Genomic DNA, 22,711 nt, shown 5'->3' on the forward strand with positions numbered 1-22,711 from the left:
GCCCAGAAGGGCCGAGCGTGGAAATTGGCGGCAATTTTGGAATGCTGCTCGGTCAAGTGCTGCAAGTCTCCAGAGAAAGGCAGCAGTTACTCCTGGGAGCTGGAGCAGCGGCGGGTCTGGCGGCTGGTTTTAATGCCCCGATTGCCGGGGTTTTCTTTGCCTTAGAGGTGGTCTTGGGAACCACCTTTGCAACTTCAGCGGTTAGCGTCGTATTGCTGGCAGCAGTTGTGGCGTCTTTAATTGCTCAGATTGGTTTGGGTGCCCAACCAGCTTTTACGCTGCCCGTCTATGAAGTCCGTAGTCCTCTAGAATTACCGCTTTATCTGGGATTGGGGGTATTAGCAAGTTTGGTGTCGCTGACCTATACCCAGTCAATTCAACTGGCTCGAAGTTTCTTTCGGGGACAGATTGCCGGTTTTGAGTGGCTGGGAAAGATACCGCGATCGCTTTGTCCGGTAATTGGTGGTGCCTGTTTGGGCTTGGTTGCTTTGCAGTGGCCCCAAATTCTGGGAATCGGTTACGAAACAATTGCCGCCATGCTTCAGGATGTGGATTTTCCGTTAGGGTTACTCCTCGTCCTACTAGTGGTCAAGCTGATCGTGACGGCGATTAGTCTGGGTAGCGGTTTGGTGGGGGGTATCTTTGCCCCTGCCATGTTCCTCGGTGCTTCTTTAGGGGCAGCGTATGGAAAAATTCTGGCAGCGATGCTTCCAGGCGCACCGATTCAGATTGCCGCACCTCCGGCTTACGCAATGGTGGGAATGGCAGCCGTTCTTGCTGGCAGCGCTAGGGCACCCCTGACAGCGATACTGTTAATGTTTGAGCTAACGCGCGACTACCGGATTGTTTTGCCGCTGATGGCAGCAGTCGGTTTGAGCATTTGGCTGGTGGAGCGCTTTAAGTCAGCGCCAACGAAAGGTCAAAATTTCCAACAGCTGGAACTCAATGTGGAGAAAGACCAGCAGTTAGAAATTTTGCAACAAATGTTAGTTGCAGAAGCAATGCAAGTACCAGGTTTGATGCTGAGTGGTTCTTTATCAGTATTAGAGGCAGGTTTAGCTTTAACCAATGGTCGCTGCCGCAGCGCTTTAGTCATTGATGATGCCGAGCAGTTAATTGGCATCGTCACTTTGCAGGATATTAATCGAGCAATGTCTACAGCTCGAACGCCAGTTACCGCTCCTACTGAAACAGTAGAAACAAACAACGTTCTTTGCAATGTCTCGAACAATTTAACCAGTCATCTGGCTTATCAGCCAGTTGCTGACATCTGTACCACTGAAATTCTGTATGCAAACCCTGATGAATCGGTAGCAGAAGCGATAGACCGGATGGCAGCACGCGGTCTCCACCAGTTACCCGTCGTTGACCGCGATCGCCCCCAACAAGTGTTAGGTGTGCTGGAACAAGAGGGAATCGCTTTAGCTTATAGTGTCGCTGCCACTCGCAAGACACTGCGCCGCTATCTTCCCCTCAATCCAGTGTCGAAAGAGTTAAATTTACCGCCCCTCAAGCAAACAGTTTGAAAATTTAGAGAATCGTTAATGAGTCATTGGTTACAAATCAATGACTCATTACGAATAACTAATAACTGCTAACTAAAACTAAAGTTTTAGGATGCCTCTTCCAGTTCTTCGTCTTCAGCGCCTTCTTCTCTATCCAGTTGCCGCAGATGAATGTGCTTCCGTCCCAGAGAGATTTCAAACTCATCCCCTGCCCTTAGACCCATTTGTTTGGTGTAGGCAGAACCAATCAGTAAGTTGCCGTTCGATTGCACGCTAATTTTGTAGCTGGCACTTCGACCGCCACGTCCGTTACCATTTTGTTTGCCGTCTAACTCAATTCCTTCAGCATCAATGAGAGCATTCAGGAACTTCATCATATTCACCCGCTCTACACCGCTTTTGGTAACAGTGTAGTAACCGCAGGCTCTAGCCTTTTCTTCTTTGCTGAGGTTTTCTAGCTCTTTAACTTTCTTGACTAGCGCTTCCCCCGTTAAGGGATCGATCTTTTTCTTTTTATTCATCAACTTGGAGCGAAAAGTAAGGAATAGCGAGTGTGTACAGTGTTTTCGACTGACTGTTTCTAAGCTAATTTTAGCTTAGCTTTATATCAGCTCATAAAACTATATCATACGGATTGGGGAAAGATAGTTCAATAAGATCGATAATTTATTCACTACTAACCTTTTTAATCCAAGTTCTTGCTTAAGCATAAATATCTGTGCCTTGCGAACAACCGATGCATCTCGATGATCGGAGTTCCTCACAGCATCAACCTGAGAAAAAATGAAGGGGGTACGCTGTAGGGTAGTCGTTAGTCTATCATTAGCGATCGCTTCTGAGCTGTTTTTTTCCATTGACTACCGCCTCATGACCACTGACTAATTATCCATTACCCTAAGGAATATTTTCCAGTATGAAGCTGACAACCCGCGGACACTACAGTGTTAAAGCACTGCTGGATTTGAGTCTACAACCTGGGTATGGACCAACTTCTGTAAAAGCGATCGCAACTCGGCAAGACTTACCCGCACCCTATCTGGAAAAATTGTTGATAGAGTTACGTCGATCTGGGTTAGTCGAATCAGTTCGAGGTGCCCAGGGGGGGTATCAACTATCCCGCATCCCCGCACAAATTTCTCTAGGACAAATATTAGAAGCAGTCGGTGAAACAATTGAACCGCTGCCTCGCCATACCCCAGATGCAGAGCTTGCTGAGGATTGGGTAACGTTTACACTTTGGCACCGATTGCATCAAAAACTTAAAGAAGCGTTGTACAGTATTACACTGGCAGACCTTTACTATGACGCTCGCAGTTGGCAAGCAGCCCAAGGCGAAGAAACCAGTTTTGTTGTATAGAAACTGTCAGCGGATCTCTAGCAGCTTTGGTGTTGTGAATTTCCAAGATTTATTTGCCGCAGTCCTGCTTTCTCATTCCTCAGTCCTATCATTAGCGATCGCTTCCCTTTTTGATTACATCATCGGCGATCCGTGGGGTTGGCCTCACCCAGTCCGAGTCATGGGCTGGCTAATTTCTCGCTACAGCCAGATGGCTTTCCAATTATTTAGTCATCCTCTCACGCTCCGATGGGCTGGAGTAATTTTAGGAATTGGGCTGATAACTGGCAGCTACGGGATGGGGTGGTTAATCGTTCACGCAGCGAACTGGGTGCATCCTTTTTTAGGAATTGCGATAGAAAGTATTTTACTCGCCAGTTGTTTCGCCGGTCGAAGTTTGAGAGCTGCTGCTGAAGATGTCTTGCAACCTCTAAATGAGAACGATCTTGTCGCGGCGCGTTCTAAGTTAAGCCAATATGTAGGGCGTGATACCGAAAATCTTCATAAAACAGAAATTCTTCGGGCTGTTTTGGAAACCGTCACAGAAAATGCTACCGATGGAGTAATGGCACCCCTTTTTTATGCGATTATCGGGGCATTTTTACCTTTACTAGGAACGGTTCCTCTCGCCCTTGCCTATAAAGCCGCCAGTACCCTAGATTCAATGGTCGGCTATCGAGAAGCACCCTACACCGATTTGGGTTGGTTTAGTGCCAAATTAGAAGATATCCTGACTTGGTTGCCCTGCCGCTTCACGGTGATTACCTTGGCTTTACTATCTAGAAAACCTGGGTATGTTTGGAGTATTTGTCAACGCGATGCGACGAAAGATCCTAGTCCTAACTCTGGCTGGAGTGAGTGCGCCTATGCGGCAATTTTGGGCGTTCAGGTGGGGGGCACAAATTGGTATCGTGGCGTTGCTAAACACAAAGCCTTACTGGGAGATGACCTCCAGCCTATCAATGCAGAATGCATTCAACAAGCCTTGCAGTTAACACGATATAACTTTTTGATTTGGTTGGGGATAGCGATCGCTATCTTGCTGCTGTTGGGGTTTAGAAATGGGCGATCGCTTGGAATCAACTTGATGACTTTTTAATCGCCCTATCAGGTGAACTCAACGGGCGATGGCTACTGAATAGGTGTAAGCATATCTTTGAATATAGAGCAACCAGTTGAAGGGTAATCAATCACTGATTCATCTGGGAAAGCGATCGCACTTTTTAGTGATTGGTCAAGTGAAATGCCAAGGAGGAGATGCGACCCAAAAACTTAACCCCCGCTAAACCACGGAAGCGATCGCCTAAGTCTGAGCTACGAAGTTATCATCTGCGACTAAAACGATGGAAACTCTTGCATATCTTCATTTATCTGCCAATTACGAAGACCCTAACTCGGAGCCTCACCAATTTAAATTGTTCCAAAATCGGAACCCGCTTCCAAGTTCAGCCTGGATTCGGTTATTATCAGTTGCCCTTGCCTTATCCGTCATCGGTACAGCCGGTCATGCATTAGCACTCCAGAGAGGGAATAGCGGTTCTCAAGTCGCCACACTTCAGAGAAATCTGAAAATCGCAGGCTTCTATAACGGCCCGGTTACTGGATACTACGGTCAATTGACGCAGGCATCCGTCAGCAGTTTTCAGCGAGCGGTTGGACTGAGAGCCGATGGCGTTGCAGGCTCTCGAACTCTAGCAGCTCTAGAAAATCGGGGTGGTAATTATGATGAACCGATTACGGGGGGTGGTTTTGGCAGCAGCCCCCTGAAACGCGGCAGCAGCGGTTCCTCCGTAACGAGGCTTCAAAATACTTTGAAAGCCTTAGGCTATTACAACGGGCCAATTACTGGATACTATGGTCGGTTGACTGAGACCTCCGTTACAAGATTTCAGCAAAGCAGAGGGCTATTCGCTGACGGAATCGTTGGGCAAAGAACGAAAGCAGCACTTGCCGCGGACTAATCTTATATAGCTTGATGAGATTGAGCTATCTATAACTCAATGACATAACTTCCTGTTCCTACCAGGAACAGGAAGTTATTTTTGTTGAAATGATAACGATGATGGTTTAGGTGAACTTGTACACTGAGGCTGTAATTTGTCCGTAGTTATCATCGGATTTTCCTAAACCATGTCTCCCGAAGTTGTAGAAATTCTTTCCGCAGACGAAATCCGTCGAACCCTCAATCGTATCGCTTCCCAGGTGGTAGAGAAGTCACGCGACTTGTCTGAGTTAGCGCTAGTAGGTGTTTATACCAGAGGCGCTGTATTAGCCAATCTCTTGGCTCGTCAGATAGAAGCGCTCGAACAAGTGCAAGTGCCCGTGGGAGCGCTAGATATTACCTTCTATCGAGATGATTTGGATCAAATTGGCATTCGCACACCCGCCAAAACTGACATCCCTTTCGATCTCTCTGGCAAGACGGTAGTGCTGGTGGATGATGTCATTTATCGAGGGCGTACCGCTCGTGCTGCCCTGAATGCGGTGAATGATTATGGTAGACCGGCGGCAATTTGGTTAGCGGTTCTGGTGGATAGGGGACAGCGGGAGTTACCCATTCACCCGGATTTCACTGGCAAGAAGTTACCAACGTCCAAAGAAGAACAGGTGAAGGTTTACTTACAAGAGATTGATGGACGAGATGCTGTGGAATTATTAAAGGTTTAAGCGGTCTGTCTTCGGTTTCCCTGGTGTGTTGGTGGGAAAATCGAGATTGTTAATAAACCAGTCTGTGCACATTTGTCAGGCGCTGTCTATGCAGAACGTTGGAGATAGTAGATTGATTAATAAATCGGCTCTTACCAAAGAAACCCAGACCCGAAAGGCAGATCATCTAAAAATTTGTCTCGATGAGGATGTGCAATTTCACTCCACAACGAATGGATTGGAAGGCTACCGCTTTAATCACTGTTGTTTGCCAGAGTTAGATCAACGTGAAGTTGATATCTCAACAACTTTTTTGGGAAAACAGCTCGGTGCGCCTTTGCTCATTTCTTCGATGACGGGGGGAACGGAACTGGCGAGGATGATTAATTATCGTCTAGCTGCTGCGGCGCAACGCTATAACCTAGCGATGGGCGTGGGTTCCCAGCGGGTAGCGGTGGAGAATCCCCAGGTTGCTTCGACTTTCGCCGTGCGATCGCTTGCTCCCGATATTCTCCTATTTGCGAACTTGGGGGCGGTGCAACTTAACTATACCTATGGAGTTGATGAATGTCTGCGCTCAATTGACTTGTTAGAGGCAGACGCCTTGATTTTGCATCTCAATGCCTTGCAAGAGTGCATTCAACCCAGAGGTGACACCAACTTCCGAGGCTTACTTGACAAAATTAAAAATCTGTGCCATAAGTTACCAGTACCCGTGATTGTCAAAGAGGTGGGAAATGGCATCTCCGCTGCGATCGCGCAGAAGTTGATTGATGCGGGTGTGAGCGCCATTGACGTTGCCGGTGCCGGTGGGACATCATGGGCAAAGGTGGAGAGTGAACGGGCTGAAAATGCCCAGCAGCGCCGGTTAGGACTAACTTTTGCTGATTGGGGTTTGCCCACAGCAGAATGCATTACCAGTATTCGAGCCATTGCCCCAAATATTCCCTTGATTGCCTCTGGGGGATTACGCAACGGTCTGGAAGTGGCAAAAGCGATCGCGCTAGGAGCCGATCTCGCGGGTCTGGCGTGGCCTTTTCTCCAGGCAGCCGTAGAATCGGAAGACGCCCTTGATGCTTTGGTTGAAGTCTTAGTCGCCGAAATCACCACTGTATTATTCTGCACTGGCAATCCCACTTTGTCTGCTCTGAAACAGTCTGGCGCGTTGCAACCATTACGATAACTGTGTTGGAAATGGGAAAGCGATAAGTGAATTCAAAGCTTAAAACTTTTACCCATTCCCAATTACCCATTACCCTAACCCCAGCCTAATGCGTAGTTTCCTTAAACAAACTTTTGCTAGCTTGCTTGGAAGCCTATTCGGACTCATCCTATTTTTCGGTTTGGGAACGAGCGGGCTAATCTTGTTATTGATTGCGGTGGCATCTAAAGATACAGGGCCGGAAGTTGAGGATAAATCGGTACTGGTAATCGATCAGTCTTTGACGATTACGGATAGCGATCCGATATCCAGCACCAGCGAAGCAATCAGCGAAGCTTTATCTGGTGAGGAAAATAATAGCGTGCGGCTGCGAACGGTTTTGAATGCCCTTGAGCAGGCAACTAAAGATAAACGGATTGTAGGCGTATATCTAGACGGCAGTGGTTCCTCTAGTTCTAGCACCGGGTTTGCCACGCTCAAAGAAGTCCGTTCGGCGCTGGAAAAATTCCGTAAGTCTGGCAAAAAGATTATTGCCTACAACATGGATTTGGGGAAACGGGAATATTATTTAAGCTCAGTGGCAGACACCATTGTGATGAACCCGTTGGGAACAATCGAAATGAACGGTTTGCGTTCTGAGTCGATGTTCCTCACAGGAGCCTTACAGAAATACGGGGTTGGGGTTCAGGTGATCCGGGTTGGGAAATTTAAGTCAGCGGTGGAACCTTATGTACTCACGAAACTGAGTCCGGAGAACCGACAACAAACTCAGAATTTGTTGGGCGATTTGTGGGGAGACTTTTTGACAACAGTGAGCCAGGGTCGAAAATTAAACCCGAAACAGCTACAAGCGATCGCAGACACTCAAGGAATATTAACCGCACCGGATGCGAAAAAGCGTGGCTTTGTGGATCGGGTGGCGTATTTAGATCAGGTGGTGGCAGACCTGAAAAAGCTAACTGGCAGAACCGAAGAGAATAAAACATTCCGTCAAATTAGCCTTGCTACTTACGCTAGAGCGACTCAAACCGAAGGTAAAGATCGCACTTCTGACAACAAAATTGCCCTACTTTACGCCGAAGGGGAAATCGTAGACGGCGAAGGTGGCTCTCGGCAAGTGGGAGGAGATCGCTTTGCCAGACAGCTGCGACGGCTGCGACTTGATAAAGATGTGAAGGCTGTCGTGCTGCGGGTAAATAGTCCCGGCGGTAGCGCCTCGGCGTCTGAGGTGATTCAGCGAGAGGTACGGCTAACTCGTCAGGTGAAGCCAATCATCGTTTCTATGGGAGATATGGCAGCATCCGGTGGCTACTGGATTTCCACCTATGCTAATCAGATTTACGCCGAACCAAATACCATTACCGGCTCGATCGGTGTCTTTGGGATGTTGCTCAATTTCCAAAAGCTTGCGAATAATAATGGCATTACCTGGGATGTCGTCAAAACTTCCAAATTTGCGGACAGCAACACGGTTTCTCGTCCAAAAACGCCTCAAGAATTGGCAATTCATCAACGATTTGTTAACCAAATTTACGGTCAGTTCCTCAACAAAGTGGCGGATTCTCGAAAACTCTCAAAGCAGAAAGTCGCTGAGATTGCCCAAGGACGAGTGTGGTCGGGTCAAGATGCCAAGCAACTGGGACTGGTTGATGAGATTGGCGGTATTGATGATGCGATCAAATCTGCTGCCGTTGCGGCTAAACTGGGTGAGAATTGGGAGTTGGAAGAGTACCCCAAGGTTCGCAGTCTAGAACAACGCATTTTGAAACAGTTTGCCGGTGGGGACAATGCGCAAACCAAGCAGCCATCCGATCTGCTGAGTGCAGAACTCCTCAAGTTACAAGAAGAATTAGTAGCGCTCAAAACAATGAACGATCCTAGAGGTATTTACGCCCGTTTGCCCTATAATTTGCGAATTGATTAGTGCAACGTCCGGAATAGGCAGTTGAAAATGTGGAATATACGGTAACAGTCTGCCGATAGGTAGAGTAGACTGAACGGAATAGCTAACCAAGTACTTAAAAGCCTCTATCTATGGGTAGAAAATCTAACCGCTTTGTCCTGCTGATCGTTTCTTGTAGTGCTGCTGGTATCCTTGTGGGAGGCGTCTCCAACTGGATAGATAGTAATCAATGTCTGCAAGCCAAAACGCCTACCAGTGAATGCTTGATGCAAGACCCCACGAGTCAAACGATTCAAGGAATGTGTATGGGTTTGATAGCTGGAGCTGGAGCAGCACTGGGTGCTACTTTGCAGCTAAAGCGGCAAGAAGATTAGAAAGTTTGTTCTTAGTAATGAAAGTATCGCTAATTGATAAGATATCTCGAACAATTAGCCATACTTTCATTCCCCTATTAAAATTCTCCTATTAAAATCGATAACGGCGAGCGCTTACCCAGAAGCTAATCGGGACTGCACGACCTTGGGCATCCACCTTCGCTTCCACCACGATCGCTTGTCGTTGTCTGCTCGATTGGGCTTGATTAATCTCCTGATTAATTTCATCCCGCCGCGCTTCTGGCATATAGTAGCTTTCTAAGCCGTAGTCGATGGAATTACCGCTAGATTTGCCCTTTAACGCTATCTGATTTGCTGGTAAAGATTTGGGCATCTTGCTACTCACCCGCACGGGTTTCCATGCTTGGGGAGAATTTGTTTTAGCAGCAGGCGCTTCTAAAATCACGTAGAAGCGAATTCCTGTCGGTAAAGAATTTAAAGGCGGTACGGACGGTGGCAAATCCGTTGCTTTTGCTTCGAGGTGTTGTTTTACTAACGCTTTCCAACCCGGAAGCGATCGCAAATTCTCTTGACGCGAGATGTCATAGTTTAGCGTCTGCGAATAGCCACGCAAGAAATCGTATGGGTCTACGGGAACCGTCTTGAGAACGACCGTTTTCCCAGTGAGGTTAGTGTAAAGTGGCTGGGCAGGTGCGGCAAGAACGATCGCCGTTTGCAACAGGAGAGGCACCCAGAGTCTCCAAGCAGGCATTCGCTTTTGTGGCTCTATGAGAGTCGGAGCGATTGAAGATGATTGAGAAGTGTGCCTCATTAAAAATCCTCTGAGTCAATTTTTAATTTCCAGCGTGTGGACATAGCGCTCGAACCAAAGCCCGATAGCGATCGCAGTGATACCGCAGAGAATAAACAGCAAGGATTTGAAGACTAATCCCGTCGCAGACAACACAAACCAAGTCAGAATTCGCACAATTAATAGCATCATGCCCCCCCAGAAGGCGCTGCGTTCTGCTTGTGCTAGCCCTTGGCGCATCAATCCCGCGGCTAACAAGAACAACAGCACATTGCCAATAAAAGTGGCAAGCAGGGGAATTGGCTGGACGGTGAGATGCCAAACGGGTATCCCAGCCATGAAGCAGATAAAGATACCGATGGCAATTGTGGTCAGAATTTCCTCCCGACGAGTGCGAAGGCTTCTGGTAAGCCACAGCAGACGCAACCACGCAAAGATTGCCAACCCACTCAAAATCACTACATCTACCAGGGGAAACCAAGTAACTCTCGCGGATCGCTCCGCAGAAGACATTTTGGATAAAACACCCCAGAACCAAAGCGAGGACGACAGATAAAGTACAACGCCTAGAAATACCAGCGCCAAACGACGGGCGAGGGGTCGAAAGGAACCTCCCCAGCTTCCCCCTTGCCAAGAGGCGGGAAAGATTTGGTTTGGCTTCGGAACCCGATTTAAGTCACTGTAGACCCACAGCGAGTCATCATAGCCCCATAACAGTGCGGGGGGCAGTGCCAAGGCGATCGCTAATACGATACCCGTAGACTTCAGGGAGAATAGATTAAATAGTCCTAAGCTGAGCGGTCGGAGGTTTGCTTCCAAAGAAGAAATAACTGCGATCGCTGCCAGTCCAAAAATCACGCGAGAACGACACCAGTATGCCAGCGGCACAAACATCAAGCTTGCCAACAGCGGCATATGTTGTCCCATCTGGGATGACCAGGAAAACTCTTCATAATAGTAGGAATTTGACCAGCTTGCCCCTTCCCAGTTCCACCAAAAACTCCAGTAACCCAATCCGATAATGATAATTGCCAGCACGCTTAAGGAAGTCAAACGCAAGCTGTAAGCCATTGCTAGTACACCGACTCCCCACGCTAGCAATAACTCATAGAAGGGACCGCTGATGTGAAACATCTGACCCATCAGCCCCATATTTGCCCCTAAAATGATTGCTCCTAAGAGCAAGAATCCATGACCGAGGCGTTGTTGCGCCCCATTCGGACGCCGCCACAAGTAAAAACCAGCAATATTCACTCCAATAAACAAACTCAGTAGCAGCGTTACTTTGCCATTTCGCGGCAACTCCTGCCAGTTTGCTGCTACAAAACTGATCGTCCCCAAGCCAATGAGGATACTCCCCAACCCTAACAAGATCATGACAAAGCGATCGCGGGCAGCAGTCTCCAGCCTATTAAATTGATAACGCTCTGATAACTGTTCGTATAGTTGAGCATCAATCAGCCCCTCAGTTCGCCAAAGATTTGCTTCCTGACGTAACTGACGGCGAAATTTATCTGAAACCATAACCCTCAATTACAATCCGCTCTGTAGTCTAATTTTTTTGACTATAAACTTAGTTTTAACGCCCTCCCATGATTCAATTCAAGGGGATGTGACAGTTAGATTCACTATCTACAGATGGGAAAACCTTCTACGTTACTGCTTAAACTCAGTCGGCGTCTATTCGATGACTTAGGCGAACAAGCAAAGTTTCTTGAACTCTTAATTCATCCTTAACCTTTTCCTCCTTGCTTTCTTTGATGTCAGGAAAAAACGGGGAATTTGTCCTTGGCTGTTCTTAGGCCGACAACTTGGCAATACATTTTTGTAGACTGCTGACCTCTTTTACTTTAAGTAATTTAAGGCTAAATAGCATTTAGTTAATAATTAGGGTTTGGAAAAATCTCCAACTCTTTATAGCCTGTCTGCTCATCCATTGTTCTTAAAAAAGTGAATTCTTCGCTAACTCCGATGACAATTTCGGCAGTTGTATAGATAATACAGCCTTCCATGAGATGTCCACCGATGGTTTTTCCTTCTTTATTTGCAATGGCGATATGCAGGTGAATGCCAGCCGCTTCCAGAGTGCCATTGAGAGAAATAATTTCAAAATTGTCGTTAAAAGCTGTACTATACCTGTGATTTGCAAAGCGAAGAGTCGCTTTTTTCAAGCTGCCAACTCCGGTTAAGATAAAGCCCGATTGAAGATTTTGCTTGATTGCAAAATCTTGCAAGCTTTTTTTTAAATCTTGATCTGGCTTCAGACGAATAGCAAATACTTTCATGAATTAAAGACTGGTAAATCTACTGGGATTACGCGGATAATTACTAATTGTATCGGTAATTTCATCATACCCATCATGAATTGCCATTCCTAAAATATGCGTAAAGGCTTCTACTTTATATTGATAGGATGCAAACTGTGCCTGAATTGCCGCCTCAGTGTCAAAATCTGAAAGAACAGGTCGAGACTATACTACAACTGTTGCATCAAGAGCCGTCTCTGCGATCGCAAGATGTTACACCCGTACAGACATCTCTCGGTAAAGCGATTTCCCCTAAGTTTGAGATTGTATTTGCGGGAGCTTTTAGTGCAGGGAAATCGATGTTAATTAACGCTCTGTTAGAGCGGGAATTGCTTTACAGTGCAGAGGGACACGCTACAGGTACGGAATGTAAAATTGAGTACGCCGAACCGGATAAAGAACGAGTGGTGCTGACGTTTCTGAGTGAGGTAGAAATTCGGGAACAGGCAAGTGCGGTATCTCAGATGCTGGGGTTAGGGACAGCTAGCAATATTAATCAATCTGAAGTGATTCAATTGCTAAGCGATGGATGCCAAGCGATTATCGAGATTGAGGGTGGAGAAAGTAAATCAGAAAGAGCAAAACAAGCGAATGCGCTGATGTTGTTGCTAGAGGGATTTGTAGCAAACCGCGATCGCATCCAAACTGTCAGTAATGCTACCTATCCGATGGAGCAGTTTAACTTCTCCAATCTCCAACAAGCAGCAGATTACGCTCGTCGCGGCAAAAATAGTGCAGTTTTGAAGCGGATTGAATATCACTGCAACCATCCCCTGCTGAAAGATGGCAATGTCATTGTCGATACGCCGGGGATTGATGCGCCAGTTGAGCGAGATGCTTTGCTGACATACGACAAGATTAAGCACCCCGACACCTCTGCGGTGGCTTGTATCCTCAAGTATGCCAAAGATGGGGACATGACGAAGGAAGAAACGGAACTCCTAGAAACGATGCGGGGGAATCCGGGAATACGCGATCGCGTTTTCTATATCTTCAATTACATTGATATCACCTGGTTCAAGCCGGAACTGCGGCGACGGTTGGATAGTTTGATTAGCTCCCAGTTTCAGCCTCCCACCCGGTTTTATAAAACCAGTGGGCTACTCGGTTTTTATGGTAGCCTGCTGAAAGTTGCAGGTAATTCCAGTAATCGCTGGGGATTAGATACCTTCTTAGCAGGTGCAGAAGAACCTCACCCCTTTGTTAGCGAGTTTAACAATTACTGTGTCAATTCTGGCAAGCTATCTTCCACTTCCTTCCGGACAGAAGTTCGGGGTTGGGATTCGCCGAATGGAAACTATGTGCGGATTCTCGACGATTGGGGGAAGCCACTTATAGAGCAGCTCATTAGAGATAGCGGGATTGAGGAATTTCGCACGGCTATCACCGACTATCTGACTAAAGAGAAGCGTCCTCAACTGTTTAAAAATCTGGCTGACGACCTCGAAGACGTTTGTATTAGCCTGAAGAAATACTACCAAGCTGCACTGCGCGATTTGGATAGCCAACCCCGCGAAATTGAGGCAATGAAGACGCAGGAATTACAACGCCTCAACCAGCAGTTACAGCAAATTGGTCAAGAATTTCACCAGCATATTACAGAAGAATTAAACCAGGTTGTAACAGGCCAATCCAGTGCTTTCGAGGGAGATCTTCGCCAACTGCAATCTCGGATGGTTCGGCGTTTGGATGAGTTGCTGGATACTTTCTCGGTTGCAGATGCTTATAGCCGCGCTATCCTCAGCCATCCCCGCAATTCTACAGCACCGTTGATTGCTGTTTTAGTTGAGGCGCTTTATTACTTGGCAAATCAACTAGAGGATATTTTGAAAGAGTCTTGTCAGGAAGTAGTTACTAACCTATTCCAGCGTTTAGTTGAACAAGTTCGCAAATCTGATTACTATCGCCAGCTTTATCGTTTGCTAGGCAATGATGGCGGGATTGAGCAAAAGTTAAAAGAGATAGAAAAACAGGTTCATCATGCTTTAGTCAATGCAGCAAGTGACGAATGCAATCGCTATGTCCGTGAAAGTCCTCGCTTTTACGATGAAGGTACTTTCTCGATTTATCAATTTCGGCAAACGTTGTTGCAAACTTCCCAAAGCTATGGTTGTGAAAGTATGATAGCAGCAGAACCGGCAATCCGTCAGTTGTTAAAGTTAGATTTTGAGCCAAAAGTCAAAGCAACAATTAGTAGTGGTTTTCCAGCAACCGTTAATCAAACTCTCACCACTAATTTATTGCCAATGGCAGCGCATCAAGCTGATGAAATATTACAGCAGTACACTCAAGCTCGTGCTTATTTAGAGCAAACACTAGAACAAGAAGCTGAGGAAAAAATTGCTAACAATCGCCGTTTGCAAAGTACAGTTGAGCAAAAAATAGCGGCTTACAACTCTGCGGTTGCCAGTATCAATGGTTGTTTGCAGGCGATAGGCTTGTACGATCGTCAACTGCCTGTAATTGCTGATTCTGATGTTAGCTCAATTGAGCCTAGTTTAGAAGCTGCCAAGGTTAGCGCTATGGGTAATGGAGTTGTTCATTCAGAAGCATAGTTCATCATAGCCTTGGCGATTGGAAATCGCGGCTACACAAACGAAACCCGCCTACGCGGGTTTCAAATCTATTACTCCGCGTATGTGAACTTTGTTTATACAGCCGCGAACTCTATTTGCTGGTTCTTGTAAAAATAAATAGTTGGAGATTAGCATGGAAAACTGGATAGACGTGATAGATTTCAACGAAGATGATGTTTTTTCATTTCCAGAACTATTCAAAGTCGGTAAAGTCAAGAAAGCAGTGAATGAAGCATCCCATACCGACTCAGTAGTAGAGGCGCTAATTTATTCATTATCATTTAAAGAAGTATCAATAAATAAGATTGATAACCTTCGACCTCCCAATATATTATTTAACAAAGGTATAGATTGTGAAATACTCAGAATCGGTGCTAAGGGCTGGAAAAAAGGAAGACTTAGACTCAAACTCCAAGTTGCTGTAGAGTTTTGTCCTGATGAACCTGATGCTGAAAAAATACCAGAGATTAGCCAATCGGAATCGCCGCTTGACGATCTTCGGAAGATGATTAATCAAGAAAATTAGGAGAGAAATTGATAAAAAAAACCCTAGATTTTTATTCATCTAGGGGGTAATTACTATTACTAATACTATTTACCGCTATAGTAAAAAGCGATTTCTTTTTCTTTCAGCGGTGCAAAGTCGGCGTCGATTAGCATCTGGTTGAGTTCTTCTTGGGGAATGTGCTTAGCACCGATGCGAACAATCCTCGAACGCATCGTATTTGATACGCCGCTGCGCTGCCGCCCAGCTTCCAGCCCCATTACTTTTGTGTATAATTCTAGTTTGGGTGTTGGAATCGGGGAACCGTCAAAATCAATTCCCTGCGCGATCGCTACATCAATCGCATCAGCACCTGTAGTTGTTTGATTCTCTGAAGTCATTGCAGCGTGGGATCGTGTTTACAAGAGCATTTTATGACTAAAACACCCAGAATTCGCATCCCGCCAGAAGTCAGGAAGTATGTGTTTCAGCGCGATCGCTGTCAGTGCCAAAGTTGCGGCAAAACGGCGCTAGAAGCAAACCTCACGATTGACCACATCATACCGCTCTCTCGTGGCGGTTCCAATGACATTAGCAATCTACAAACCCTCTGTCTCCCCTGTAACCAGCGCAAAACCAACCATTTAGATCCTCGGTTCCGGCGTTATTTCGATCTTTAATCTGGAAAACACACTAGACTCGGTTTTAAAAATATACCGTCCGCGCAGCGCTGCTAACACTCCGTCATTTGACGGGCAGAAAAAAACCGCCTCTAGCATGAGTCAGGGCGGTCTTCCTAAGCAATCGGAGGGTAGATAATAGATTACGCTGATGATTTTGTATCCTACTGTAACAGAATTTACCGAATCTGCCTCAAAATTGTTTATTGATGGCTTTCTAAACCCGATTTCTATAGAAACCGAGTTTTTTTATCGATAAACTCTTATCGTCCTGCGTAGGCATTCATCGGTTCCTTGATAAACCGGATGTAAAGATGCCTAAACGTGGACTTAATCACGCGAGGCATCGCGAAGTCGATAGGCATCATGTTAGTAGGAAGTTGCCAATCCAGCACCTTTAGATCAGCCGGATGCAGTTGGGGAAAGTCAATTTCCTCCACGTTTGTGCATAGCCCTAACCTTATCGAAGCCGCCATAGTAGGGACGTTGAGAGGATCTACATTGAGAATTTCTACAATCGCCCGATCCAGGGCAAATACATCAGACGATGCCGCTAAAATCCCTAAGAAGCGAGGTTCGCCACCGCTAGGGCCGTTCCCTTCATGTCCAATAATTGCATCTAAAATCGTTAGGGTAGGATTAATTGCTCTTGCAGTTTCTACTAACATTTCCCCAAATCGGGCACTATCTTTCCCCGCTTCCATGTGCCACCAGGCTTTCATTTTTCCCGGTACGCAACCGAATAAGTTTTTGACCCCCATTGTCATCGTTAGCTGACAGTGGGATTTCAGTTTAGGCAGGTTGATTACTACATCTGCATCCATTGCTTCTTTGCACAACAACAGATGGTTGAACCCTTCGCTAACGGTTTCGTAACGCTTCCCTGTAAATTCCACTAGCGGCAAATTGAGTTCTTCCATAAGGGGAAGATAACCATTTGCCTTTGCCACACCCATCGCGCTGCCAAACGCGGGACTGTCTCCCAGGAAAGGCTTGCCACCCGCTTCCTGTACCAGTTTGGCAACACAGTGAACCAGTTCGGGACGGGTGACACATTCTTTACTCGGATGTCCGCCAGTGAGTAAATTGGGCTTGAGGAGAACGCGATCGCCTGCTTTGACAAAAGCTTTGATTCCTCCCAAGGGTTCCAGCAAACTTTCCACGGATTCTCGCAATAATTGCCGCTCGTAGGAATTCGCACGAATTAAACTAACGGAAGGTTTCATGATTCTGCGTTTGTAATTGAGGATTGAGCGAATACAAGAATTTTGAATCAATTAAAGTGAGAATTGCCAGCCTCCAATTCTTCATGAAGACCTGGCAATTCTTAATCTAAAATCTCAAATTCTCAGCGATTGCTGCCACGAGTCAGGGCAGTTACCCGCTGGGCATTCGAGAAGACATCTTCTCCCTGGAGGTGAGGAATCGGGGGCTTCACCTCAACTTTGGTAATATTGGCGGTGTTAATAAAAACCGTTTCTTCAGGTAAGTGGAGAATCCACCAGGATTTATCTAAAAGCCGACGGACTTCTTGCCGAATTTCCTGCTTTGTTTCTAAGCCTTCCTCTACTGACTCATAGATAGTAAAGGATTCTGTGTGCCCATCAATATAGTGAAAAGTTAACTGGGTCAAACCATCATGACTATGCATAGAACGAGACTCCTGGTTAGAAAGTTTTGAGTTTTGGATAGATGCAAATTTTGGTGTATCTACAACTCTGGACGCTGCACTCCTGACATAGCACTCATTTCCTCCAAGTCTAAGACCTTGGCTAGTTCTTCGGAACTCATCAAACCTCGTTCTAGGACAATTTGCCGCAAGGATTTGCCAGTTTCGAGAGATTCTTTGGCAACAGCAGCCGCGTTGAGATAGCCGATGTGGGGATTGAGGGCAGTGACGAGGGCGAGGCTTCCTTCTGCATAGGCAAGGCAGCGATCGCGATTGGCGGTAATTCCCTCCAAACAACGCTGCGTCAGTGCGCTTAAGGTATTGCCCAAAATTTCAATACTGTGAATCAAGTTATAGGCAATCAGCGGCATCATCACATTTAACTCTAACTGTCCTGCTTGGGCGGCTAAAGCGATCGCCGAATCGTACCCCATCACCTGAAAACACACCATCGAAGTCATTTCTGCCATCACCGGGTTATATTTCCCCGGCATAATCGACGATCCAGGCTGTACTGGCGGTAGCTGAATTTCCTTTAAACCTGTTTTTGGCCCGGAATCCATCAGCCGTAAGTCATGAGATATCTTGACGCAATCCTGGGCTAAGTTCCGCAAACTACCGGAAACGCTGACAAAAGGTGCCATACTCTGCATTGCCGCCATCAGATGAGGGGCTGGGCGCAAGGGCTGATCGATCAATTCTGATAACAATTGGGCAACGCGATCGCAATATTCGGGATGGGTATTTAACCCAGTTCCCGCCGCGCTTCCACCCAAACCCAGCGCCATTAAATCTTCAGACGCCCTCTCGATGCGAATCATGTGTTCTGCGAGAATTTGCCCCCAAGCGCGGAAGTTTTCGCCCAGTCGTACGGGTACGGCGTCTTGCAGATGGGTTCTTCCAGATTTGACGACATCCTGAAATTCCTCAGCTTTGTTATCCAAAGCAGCGATCGCATCGGCTAAAGCTGGGTACAGTGTCCTCTCCAGCGCCACCAGCGCCCCAATCCGAATCGCCGTGGGAATTACATCGTTCGTCGATTGACCGTAATTAACATGATCGTTGGGACTGACGCGCTTGTAATTGCCTTTTTCATCGCCCAGCAGTTCCAGCGCCCGATTCGCCAATACTTCGTTGATATTCATGTGGTGCGAAGTCCCCGCACCCGCCTGGTAGACATCCACGACAAACTGATCGCGGAACTTCCCGGAAAGCACTTCATCCGCCGCCTGGACAATTACCTGACTGATGTCTTGGGGAATGCAGCCAAGTTCCCCATTTGCGATCGCTGCTGCTTTCTTAATCAGCACGCAAGCATCAATATAAGTGGGTAACGGCTTAATTCCACTAATCGGGAAATTCTCAATCGCCCGTAGCGTCTGAATCCCGTAGTAAACGTTATCCAAGATTTGGCGATCGCCCATTGAATCGTGTTCGATGCGGTAGGTTCTACCTATCTGTTCAGTCATGTTAGTCGTCTATGGATTCTTTTAGATGAGATCATCCCATGTCTAGCTGGGGGATGCGATGAGTCAGTCTTCAGATTTGGCAGCATTCTTTTCTCAGAAGGATTACGCAATACCGGCGCAATCCTTCTGAGAAAAGATCCGTCTAAATCCCATTTCACCTGAAGGTCGGCACAAATAAATTGTTAGAAGTGTCTACTGACAAGACTGGTGCCACCCAAAATCTGATAATCCCAAATCTAAAACGGGATAACCCCTGCCCAGAGTTCCTAATCCTGCCCTAAGAGAGAGGGAAGTAGAGTCAATTTCTTGTAGAAGAGGATATTTATCACCCCTCCCGTGGCACCCGGTGGGTTGGAGAGAGGTTAAATAAGGATTACCGTACCGACTGCTCAAAGAAATTTTTCATCGCCTCTGGTGGCTGAATCCCTTGTCCAGCGGTCATCTGGAATTTATCGTTCTTGCTTTGAATCTATTTTAGAAAGGGATTTACCGTCTTGATGTTGACTTATGTTATTGTTTTGGGAATCTTAAATACAAGATCCTCCTAAAGTAAGATGCAAAATTCTATGGGTCAAACTATTAGCCTCGAAGCAGAATTCTTCTTCCAGCAAGGACTACGCCAGCTTCAGTCGGCAAAATATGAAGCGGCGATCGCTTGTTTAGACAACGCCCTCAAGTGCGAACCCAATTACCCCGATGCCTTATCGCAGCGGGGTTTTGCCCTAGGGAATTTAGGTCGCCACGAAGAAGCGATCGCCAGCTTCGACAACGCCTTGTCAATTCAACCGGATGCTTCTTGGGTTTGGTTCAACCGGGGTATTGCGCTGGGGAAATTATGTCGCTACGAACAGGCGCTTAATAGCTTTGATCGCGCCATAGAATTTAACCCGGATGCTTCCGCTGCGTGGCACAACCGGGGCATTACCTTAATTGACTGGGGTTTCTATGAAAAAGCGGTCGCCAGCTTTGACCGCACCCTGAAGCTGCGTCCAGACGCCTACTGGGCATGGTACAACCGAGGCAATGCTCTTGCCCAACTCAATCATTACGAACAGGCGATTCATAGCTATGACCGGGCGATTGAGTTTAAACCAGATTCCTGCAATGCTTGGTACAACCGAGGCATTACCCTCAATGACTGGGGGCTTTATGAAAAGGCAATTTCTAGCTTCCAAAGAAGTTTGGAAATTAATTCGGAATACTACAAAGCTTGGTTCAACCAAGCCATTGCTCTAGGGAAATTAGCTCGCTACGAAGAAGCGATCGCTGCTTGTGATAAAGCGTTACAACTTCAGACTGACTACCCCACCGCTTGGTATAACAAAGCTTGCTACTATGCTTTGCTGGGCAATGTCGAGCAGACAGTCCACAACTTGCAACAAGCGATTCGTCTGAGTGAGGAAAAATATCGGGAAATGGCGAAATACGACCCAGATTTTGACGCAGTTCGCGATCAGGATTTGTTTGAGGCGCTGGTAGAAGCATCCAGGTTTTGATCCAGTTTTATTGCTCATTCCCCTTCAATGTAGGGTTGGAGATAGACGCCTCCACCCTACCGACATCTGTTCGATCAAGCGGTTCTTTAGCGATCGCTACCAGTTCTTTCACTGTATAAGGTCTTGCCGCTGTCTCCAACCATGTGAACAGCGCTAAGTCACCTAATCGTCTACTTTGGGTTTGATTACAGGTACATTTTCCAACCGCCACAGCTGATTTTTTACGATTACCTGTTCGTCCCAGTAGTTAATTCACCATTTCCTCACAGTCATTCAAATACACGTTATAACCTTCCTTTTGGTGCATCCTAATGTATGAATGCGCCAAGCGGGACGACAGTAGCAGACATCTCTGCGTCGCTGAACGGCAACAAATGAAGGGATCCAAACCGTCTGTATGAACGCAGCCGTTGGTAGGCGGATTGCTAGATTAAGCGGCTTTCACTAACAGGTTCTATAGACATTTTGCTGCGTGCCAAGCGGCAAGGGTATCTAGTTTCAATGTAGCAACCGATTGAACGCATGAAAAATAGAAGTATCCGACTGAGTGAAACGGTCGTCACTTTTGCGCTTGAGCAAGCTGGGGAAAGTGACATATTGCGAACGGTGGTTGGACTGATATTTGCTCGTCCTGCGCCACACTATAGGAAACGAGTATCAACAGCGAATCATGCAGACTCTGGACAAGACTCACCCCAAACTTCAAGAACTCAAAACCCGCCTCACCGAAATCGACGATATTAATTCAGCGTCGTCCCTACTTTACTGGGATCAAGCAACCTATATGCCGCCTGGGGGTGCAGCGGCGAGAGGGCGGCAGATGGCGACTCTGCGGCAAATTGCCCATACTAAGTTTAGCGATCCAGCGATCGCGCAACTGTTGGAAGATTTGCGTCCCTACGAGGAAAGCTTGCCCTACGACTCTGATGAAGCCAGCCTAATTCGTGTTGTCAGACGCAGCTACGAGCGCGCGGTGCGAGTGCCAGCGGATTTTATGGCAAAAATGTCTCTCCACCGAACTCAGTCTTATGGTGCTTGGGCAAAAGCACGTCCGGAAAATAACTTTGCCGCTGTGCAGCCTTATCTGGAAAAAACGCTGGATCTGTGCCGCGACTATGCCAGCTTTTTCTCTGGCTACGAGCATATTGCAGATCCGCTGATTGATGGTGCCGATTACGGGATGAAGGCTTCAACCGTGCGATCGCTCTTTGCGGAACTCCGTCAAGAACTGGTTCCAATTGTAAATGCGATCGCTTCCCAGCCGATTGCCGATGATAGTTGCTTGCACCAAACTTTTCCAGAAGACGAACAGCTAGCGTTTAGCTTAAAGGTGATCGAACAGATTGGGTATGACTTCCAACGGGGACGGCAAGATAAAACCCTGCACCCATTTATGACCAATTTCTCGATTGGGGATGTGCGAATTACTACCCGCGTCAGAGAGAACGATCTGAATGAGGCACTGTTTAGCACCATTCACGAGATGGGACACGCCTTGTATGAGCAAGGGATTAACCCAGAATATGAAGGGACGCCTTTAGCCAGTGGCACCTCATCGGGTGTGCATGAAAGCCAATCACGGCTGTGGGAAAATCAGGTGGGACGCAGTCGCAACTTCTGGAAATTCTGCTATCCGCAACTACAAGCAGCTTTCCCAAATCAACTCAGTAATGTACCCCTGGAGGCATTCTACCGAGCGATTAATAAAGTCGAGCGATCGCTCATCCGTACCGATGCCGATGAAGTCACCTACAACCTGCACGTCATGATCCGCTTTGACTTGGAATTGGCGCTACTCGAAGGCAATCTGGCAGTGCGCGATCTCCCGGAAGCTTGGAACGAACGCTACAGATCGGACTTGGGTGTTGTTCCCCCCAACGACAGTGTTGGCGTCATGCAGGATGTCCATTGGTACACGGGTAGCATCGGCGGAATGTTCCAAGGATATACTCTTGGCAACCTGATGAGCGCCCAGTTTTTTGAAGCTGCACTCAAGGCAAATCCCCAAATTCCTACCGAAATCGAGCAAGGGAAGTTCAGCACTCTACATAATTGGCTGAGAGAGAATATTTACCAACACGGACAGAAATATACCGCCGCTGAAATTATCGAGCGCGTCACTGGCAATTGTTTGAGTATTAATCCCTTGATTCGTTATATTCAGCAAAAATACGGAGAAATTTACGCTTTGTGATACACAACAGCGTGAAAAGAAGCTAGGCTAGGCATAGCCTAGCCGATTCACTCTTAAGAAAGATGAACGGTGAATTAATTTTGGTTTGAGACGTACTCCTTCCACCTTCGGAAGGGCGTCACCAGGAAAAACATTTTGTAGTTTAGTCTTTGTGAATGTT

Annotated in this window: 22 protein-coding genes; 13 read left to right on the forward strand and 9 right to left on the reverse strand. The window is 46.8% G+C overall.

Going from position 1 to position 22,711, the window contains the following annotated elements; all coding sequences use genetic code 11:
- A partial coding sequence (locus tag NDA06_RS11830; RefSeq protein WP_348251732.1) for a chloride channel protein occupies positions 1-1,526 on the forward strand: 1,526 nt, incomplete at its 5' end.
- Positions 1,527-1,612: 86 nt separating this feature from the next.
- Here the strand turns inward: NDA06_RS11830 and NDA06_RS11835 are convergent.
- On the reverse strand, positions 1,613-2,026 hold the full coding sequence (locus NDA06_RS11835; RefSeq protein ID WP_190410793.1) for an AbrB family transcriptional regulator: 414 nt from the start codon (positions 2,024-2,026) through the stop codon (positions 1,613-1,615).
- Positions 2,027-2,418: 392 nt separating this feature from the next.
- On the opposite strand from NDA06_RS11835, the gene NDA06_RS11840 reads away from it, so the two are divergent.
- From NDA06_RS11840 to NDA06_RS11870, 7 genes are all read left to right on the forward strand, one after another.
- The gene (locus NDA06_RS11840) at positions 2,419-2,862 is read left to right on the forward strand and encodes an Rrf2 family transcriptional regulator (RefSeq protein ID WP_190985504.1); all 444 of its coding nucleotides are present in this window, start codon (positions 2,419-2,421) and stop codon (positions 2,860-2,862) included.
- On the forward strand, positions 2,807-3,940 hold the full coding sequence (gene cbiB, locus NDA06_RS11845) for an adenosylcobinamide-phosphate synthase CbiB (RefSeq protein WP_190430628.1): 1,134 nt from the start codon (positions 2,807-2,809) through the stop codon (positions 3,938-3,940). The genes NDA06_RS11840 and cbiB overlap by 56 nt, the downstream gene beginning before the upstream one ends.
- Positions 3,941-4,184: 244 nt before the next feature.
- The gene (locus NDA06_RS11850; RefSeq protein WP_190985503.1) at positions 4,185-4,802 is read left to right on the forward strand and encodes a peptidoglycan-binding protein; all 618 of its coding nucleotides are present in this window, start codon (positions 4,185-4,187) and stop codon (positions 4,800-4,802) included.
- Between the two features lie 169 nt (positions 4,803-4,971).
- Positions 4,972-5,508, forward strand: coding sequence for a bifunctional pyr operon transcriptional regulator/uracil phosphoribosyltransferase PyrR (gene pyrR, locus NDA06_RS11855; protein ID WP_190410797.1), 537 nt, complete (start codon positions 4,972-4,974; stop codon positions 5,506-5,508).
- An 88-nt stretch (positions 5,509-5,596) separates the two neighbouring features.
- On the forward strand, positions 5,597-6,670 hold the full coding sequence (fni, locus tag NDA06_RS11860) for a type 2 isopentenyl-diphosphate Delta-isomerase (protein ID WP_190985502.1): 1,074 nt from the start codon (positions 5,597-5,599) through the stop codon (positions 6,668-6,670).
- Positions 6,671-6,758: 88 nt separating this feature from the next.
- On the forward strand, positions 6,759-8,573 hold the full coding sequence (sppA, locus tag NDA06_RS11865) for a signal peptide peptidase SppA (protein WP_190430107.1): 1,815 nt from the start codon (positions 6,759-6,761) through the stop codon (positions 8,571-8,573).
- A gap of 110 nt (positions 8,574-8,683) precedes the next feature.
- Entirely contained in the window at positions 8,684-8,926 is a 243-nt protein-coding gene (locus NDA06_RS11870; RefSeq protein WP_190985501.1) for a hypothetical protein, read from the forward strand.
- Between the two features lie 91 nt (positions 8,927-9,017).
- Here the strand turns inward: NDA06_RS11870 and NDA06_RS11875 are convergent, their stop codons facing one another.
- From NDA06_RS11875 to NDA06_RS11885, 3 genes are all read right to left on the reverse strand, one after another.
- On the reverse strand, positions 9,018-9,698 hold the full coding sequence (locus NDA06_RS11875; protein ID WP_190985500.1) for a GDYXXLXY domain-containing protein: 681 nt from the start codon (positions 9,696-9,698) through the stop codon (positions 9,018-9,020).
- A gap of 15 nt (positions 9,699-9,713) precedes the next feature.
- Entirely contained in the window at positions 9,714-11,201 is a 1,488-nt protein-coding gene (locus NDA06_RS11880) for a DUF2157 domain-containing protein (RefSeq protein WP_190985499.1), read from the reverse strand.
- Positions 11,202-11,557: 356 nt separating this feature from the next.
- Complete coding sequence (locus NDA06_RS11885) at positions 11,558-11,962, reverse strand: PPC domain-containing DNA-binding protein (protein WP_190430111.1); 405 nt, start codon at positions 11,960-11,962, stop codon at positions 11,558-11,560.
- A gap of 137 nt (positions 11,963-12,099) precedes the next feature.
- On the opposite strand from NDA06_RS11885, the gene NDA06_RS11890 reads away from it, so the two are divergent.
- Together NDA06_RS11890 and NDA06_RS11895 are read left to right on the forward strand one after the other, a co-directional pair.
- The gene (locus tag NDA06_RS11890) at positions 12,100-14,538 is read left to right on the forward strand and encodes a dynamin family protein (RefSeq protein WP_190985514.1); all 2,439 of its coding nucleotides are present in this window, start codon (positions 12,100-12,102) and stop codon (positions 14,536-14,538) included.
- A gap of 154 nt (positions 14,539-14,692) precedes the next feature.
- Positions 14,693-15,085: a KGK domain-containing protein gene (locus NDA06_RS11895; RefSeq protein ID WP_190985497.1), complete on the forward strand. Its 393-nt coding sequence runs from the start codon at positions 14,693-14,695 to the stop codon at positions 15,083-15,085.
- A gap of 65 nt (positions 15,086-15,150) precedes the next feature.
- Here NDA06_RS11895 and NDA06_RS11900 read toward each other — a convergent pair whose 3' ends face one another.
- Positions 15,151-15,444: a DUF4090 family protein gene (locus NDA06_RS11900; RefSeq protein WP_190672894.1), complete on the reverse strand. Its 294-nt coding sequence runs from the start codon at positions 15,442-15,444 to the stop codon at positions 15,151-15,153.
- A 33-nt stretch (positions 15,445-15,477) separates the two neighbouring features.
- Between NDA06_RS11900 and NDA06_RS11905 the strand changes: the two genes are divergently transcribed.
- Positions 15,478-15,723 carry an HNH endonuclease gene (locus NDA06_RS11905; protein WP_190428030.1) on the forward strand — a complete coding sequence of 82 codons (246 nt, stop codon included), beginning with the start codon at positions 15,478-15,480 and terminating at the stop codon, positions 15,721-15,723.
- Positions 15,724-15,986: 263 nt separating this feature from the next.
- Here NDA06_RS11905 and NDA06_RS11910 read toward each other — a convergent pair whose 3' ends face one another.
- From NDA06_RS11910 to NDA06_RS11920, 3 genes are all read right to left on the reverse strand, one after another.
- A complete protein-coding gene (locus NDA06_RS11910; RefSeq protein ID WP_190985496.1) occupies positions 15,987-16,949 on the reverse strand; it encodes a DUF362 domain-containing protein in 963 nt (320 codons plus the stop codon).
- Positions 16,950-17,071: 122 nt separating this feature from the next.
- Positions 17,072-17,374, reverse strand: a complete 303-nt coding sequence (locus tag NDA06_RS11915) for a hypothetical protein (RefSeq protein ID WP_190410808.1) — start codon at positions 17,372-17,374, stop codon at positions 17,072-17,074.
- A 59-nt stretch (positions 17,375-17,433) separates the two neighbouring features.
- On the reverse strand, positions 17,434-18,861 hold the full coding sequence (locus tag NDA06_RS11920) for an aspartate ammonia-lyase (protein ID WP_190985495.1): 1,428 nt from the start codon (positions 18,859-18,861) through the stop codon (positions 17,434-17,436).
- Positions 18,862-19,427: 566 nt separating this feature from the next.
- Between NDA06_RS11920 and NDA06_RS11925 the strand changes: the two genes are divergently transcribed.
- The gene (locus NDA06_RS11925) at positions 19,428-20,357 is read left to right on the forward strand and encodes a tetratricopeptide repeat protein (RefSeq protein ID WP_190985513.1); all 930 of its coding nucleotides are present in this window, start codon (positions 19,428-19,430) and stop codon (positions 20,355-20,357) included.
- Between the two features lie 7 nt (positions 20,358-20,364).
- On the opposite strand, the gene NDA06_RS11930 is transcribed toward NDA06_RS11925, so the two are convergent.
- On the reverse strand, positions 20,365-20,568 hold the full coding sequence (locus NDA06_RS11930) for a hypothetical protein (protein ID WP_190535634.1): 204 nt from the start codon (positions 20,566-20,568) through the stop codon (positions 20,365-20,367).
- 459 nt (positions 20,569-21,027) lie between these two features.
- On the opposite strand from NDA06_RS11930, the gene NDA06_RS11935 reads away from it, so the two are divergent.
- Positions 21,028-22,551, forward strand: coding sequence for a carboxypeptidase M32 (locus NDA06_RS11935; protein ID WP_190985494.1), 1,524 nt, complete (start codon positions 21,028-21,030; stop codon positions 22,549-22,551).
- Positions 22,552-22,711: the final 160 nt, after the last annotated feature.

Source organism: Trichocoleus sp. ST-U1 (assembly GCF_039961835.1).
Taxonomy (GTDB): Bacteria; Cyanobacteriota; Cyanobacteriia; order Cyanobacteriales; family FACHB-T130; genus FACHB-T130.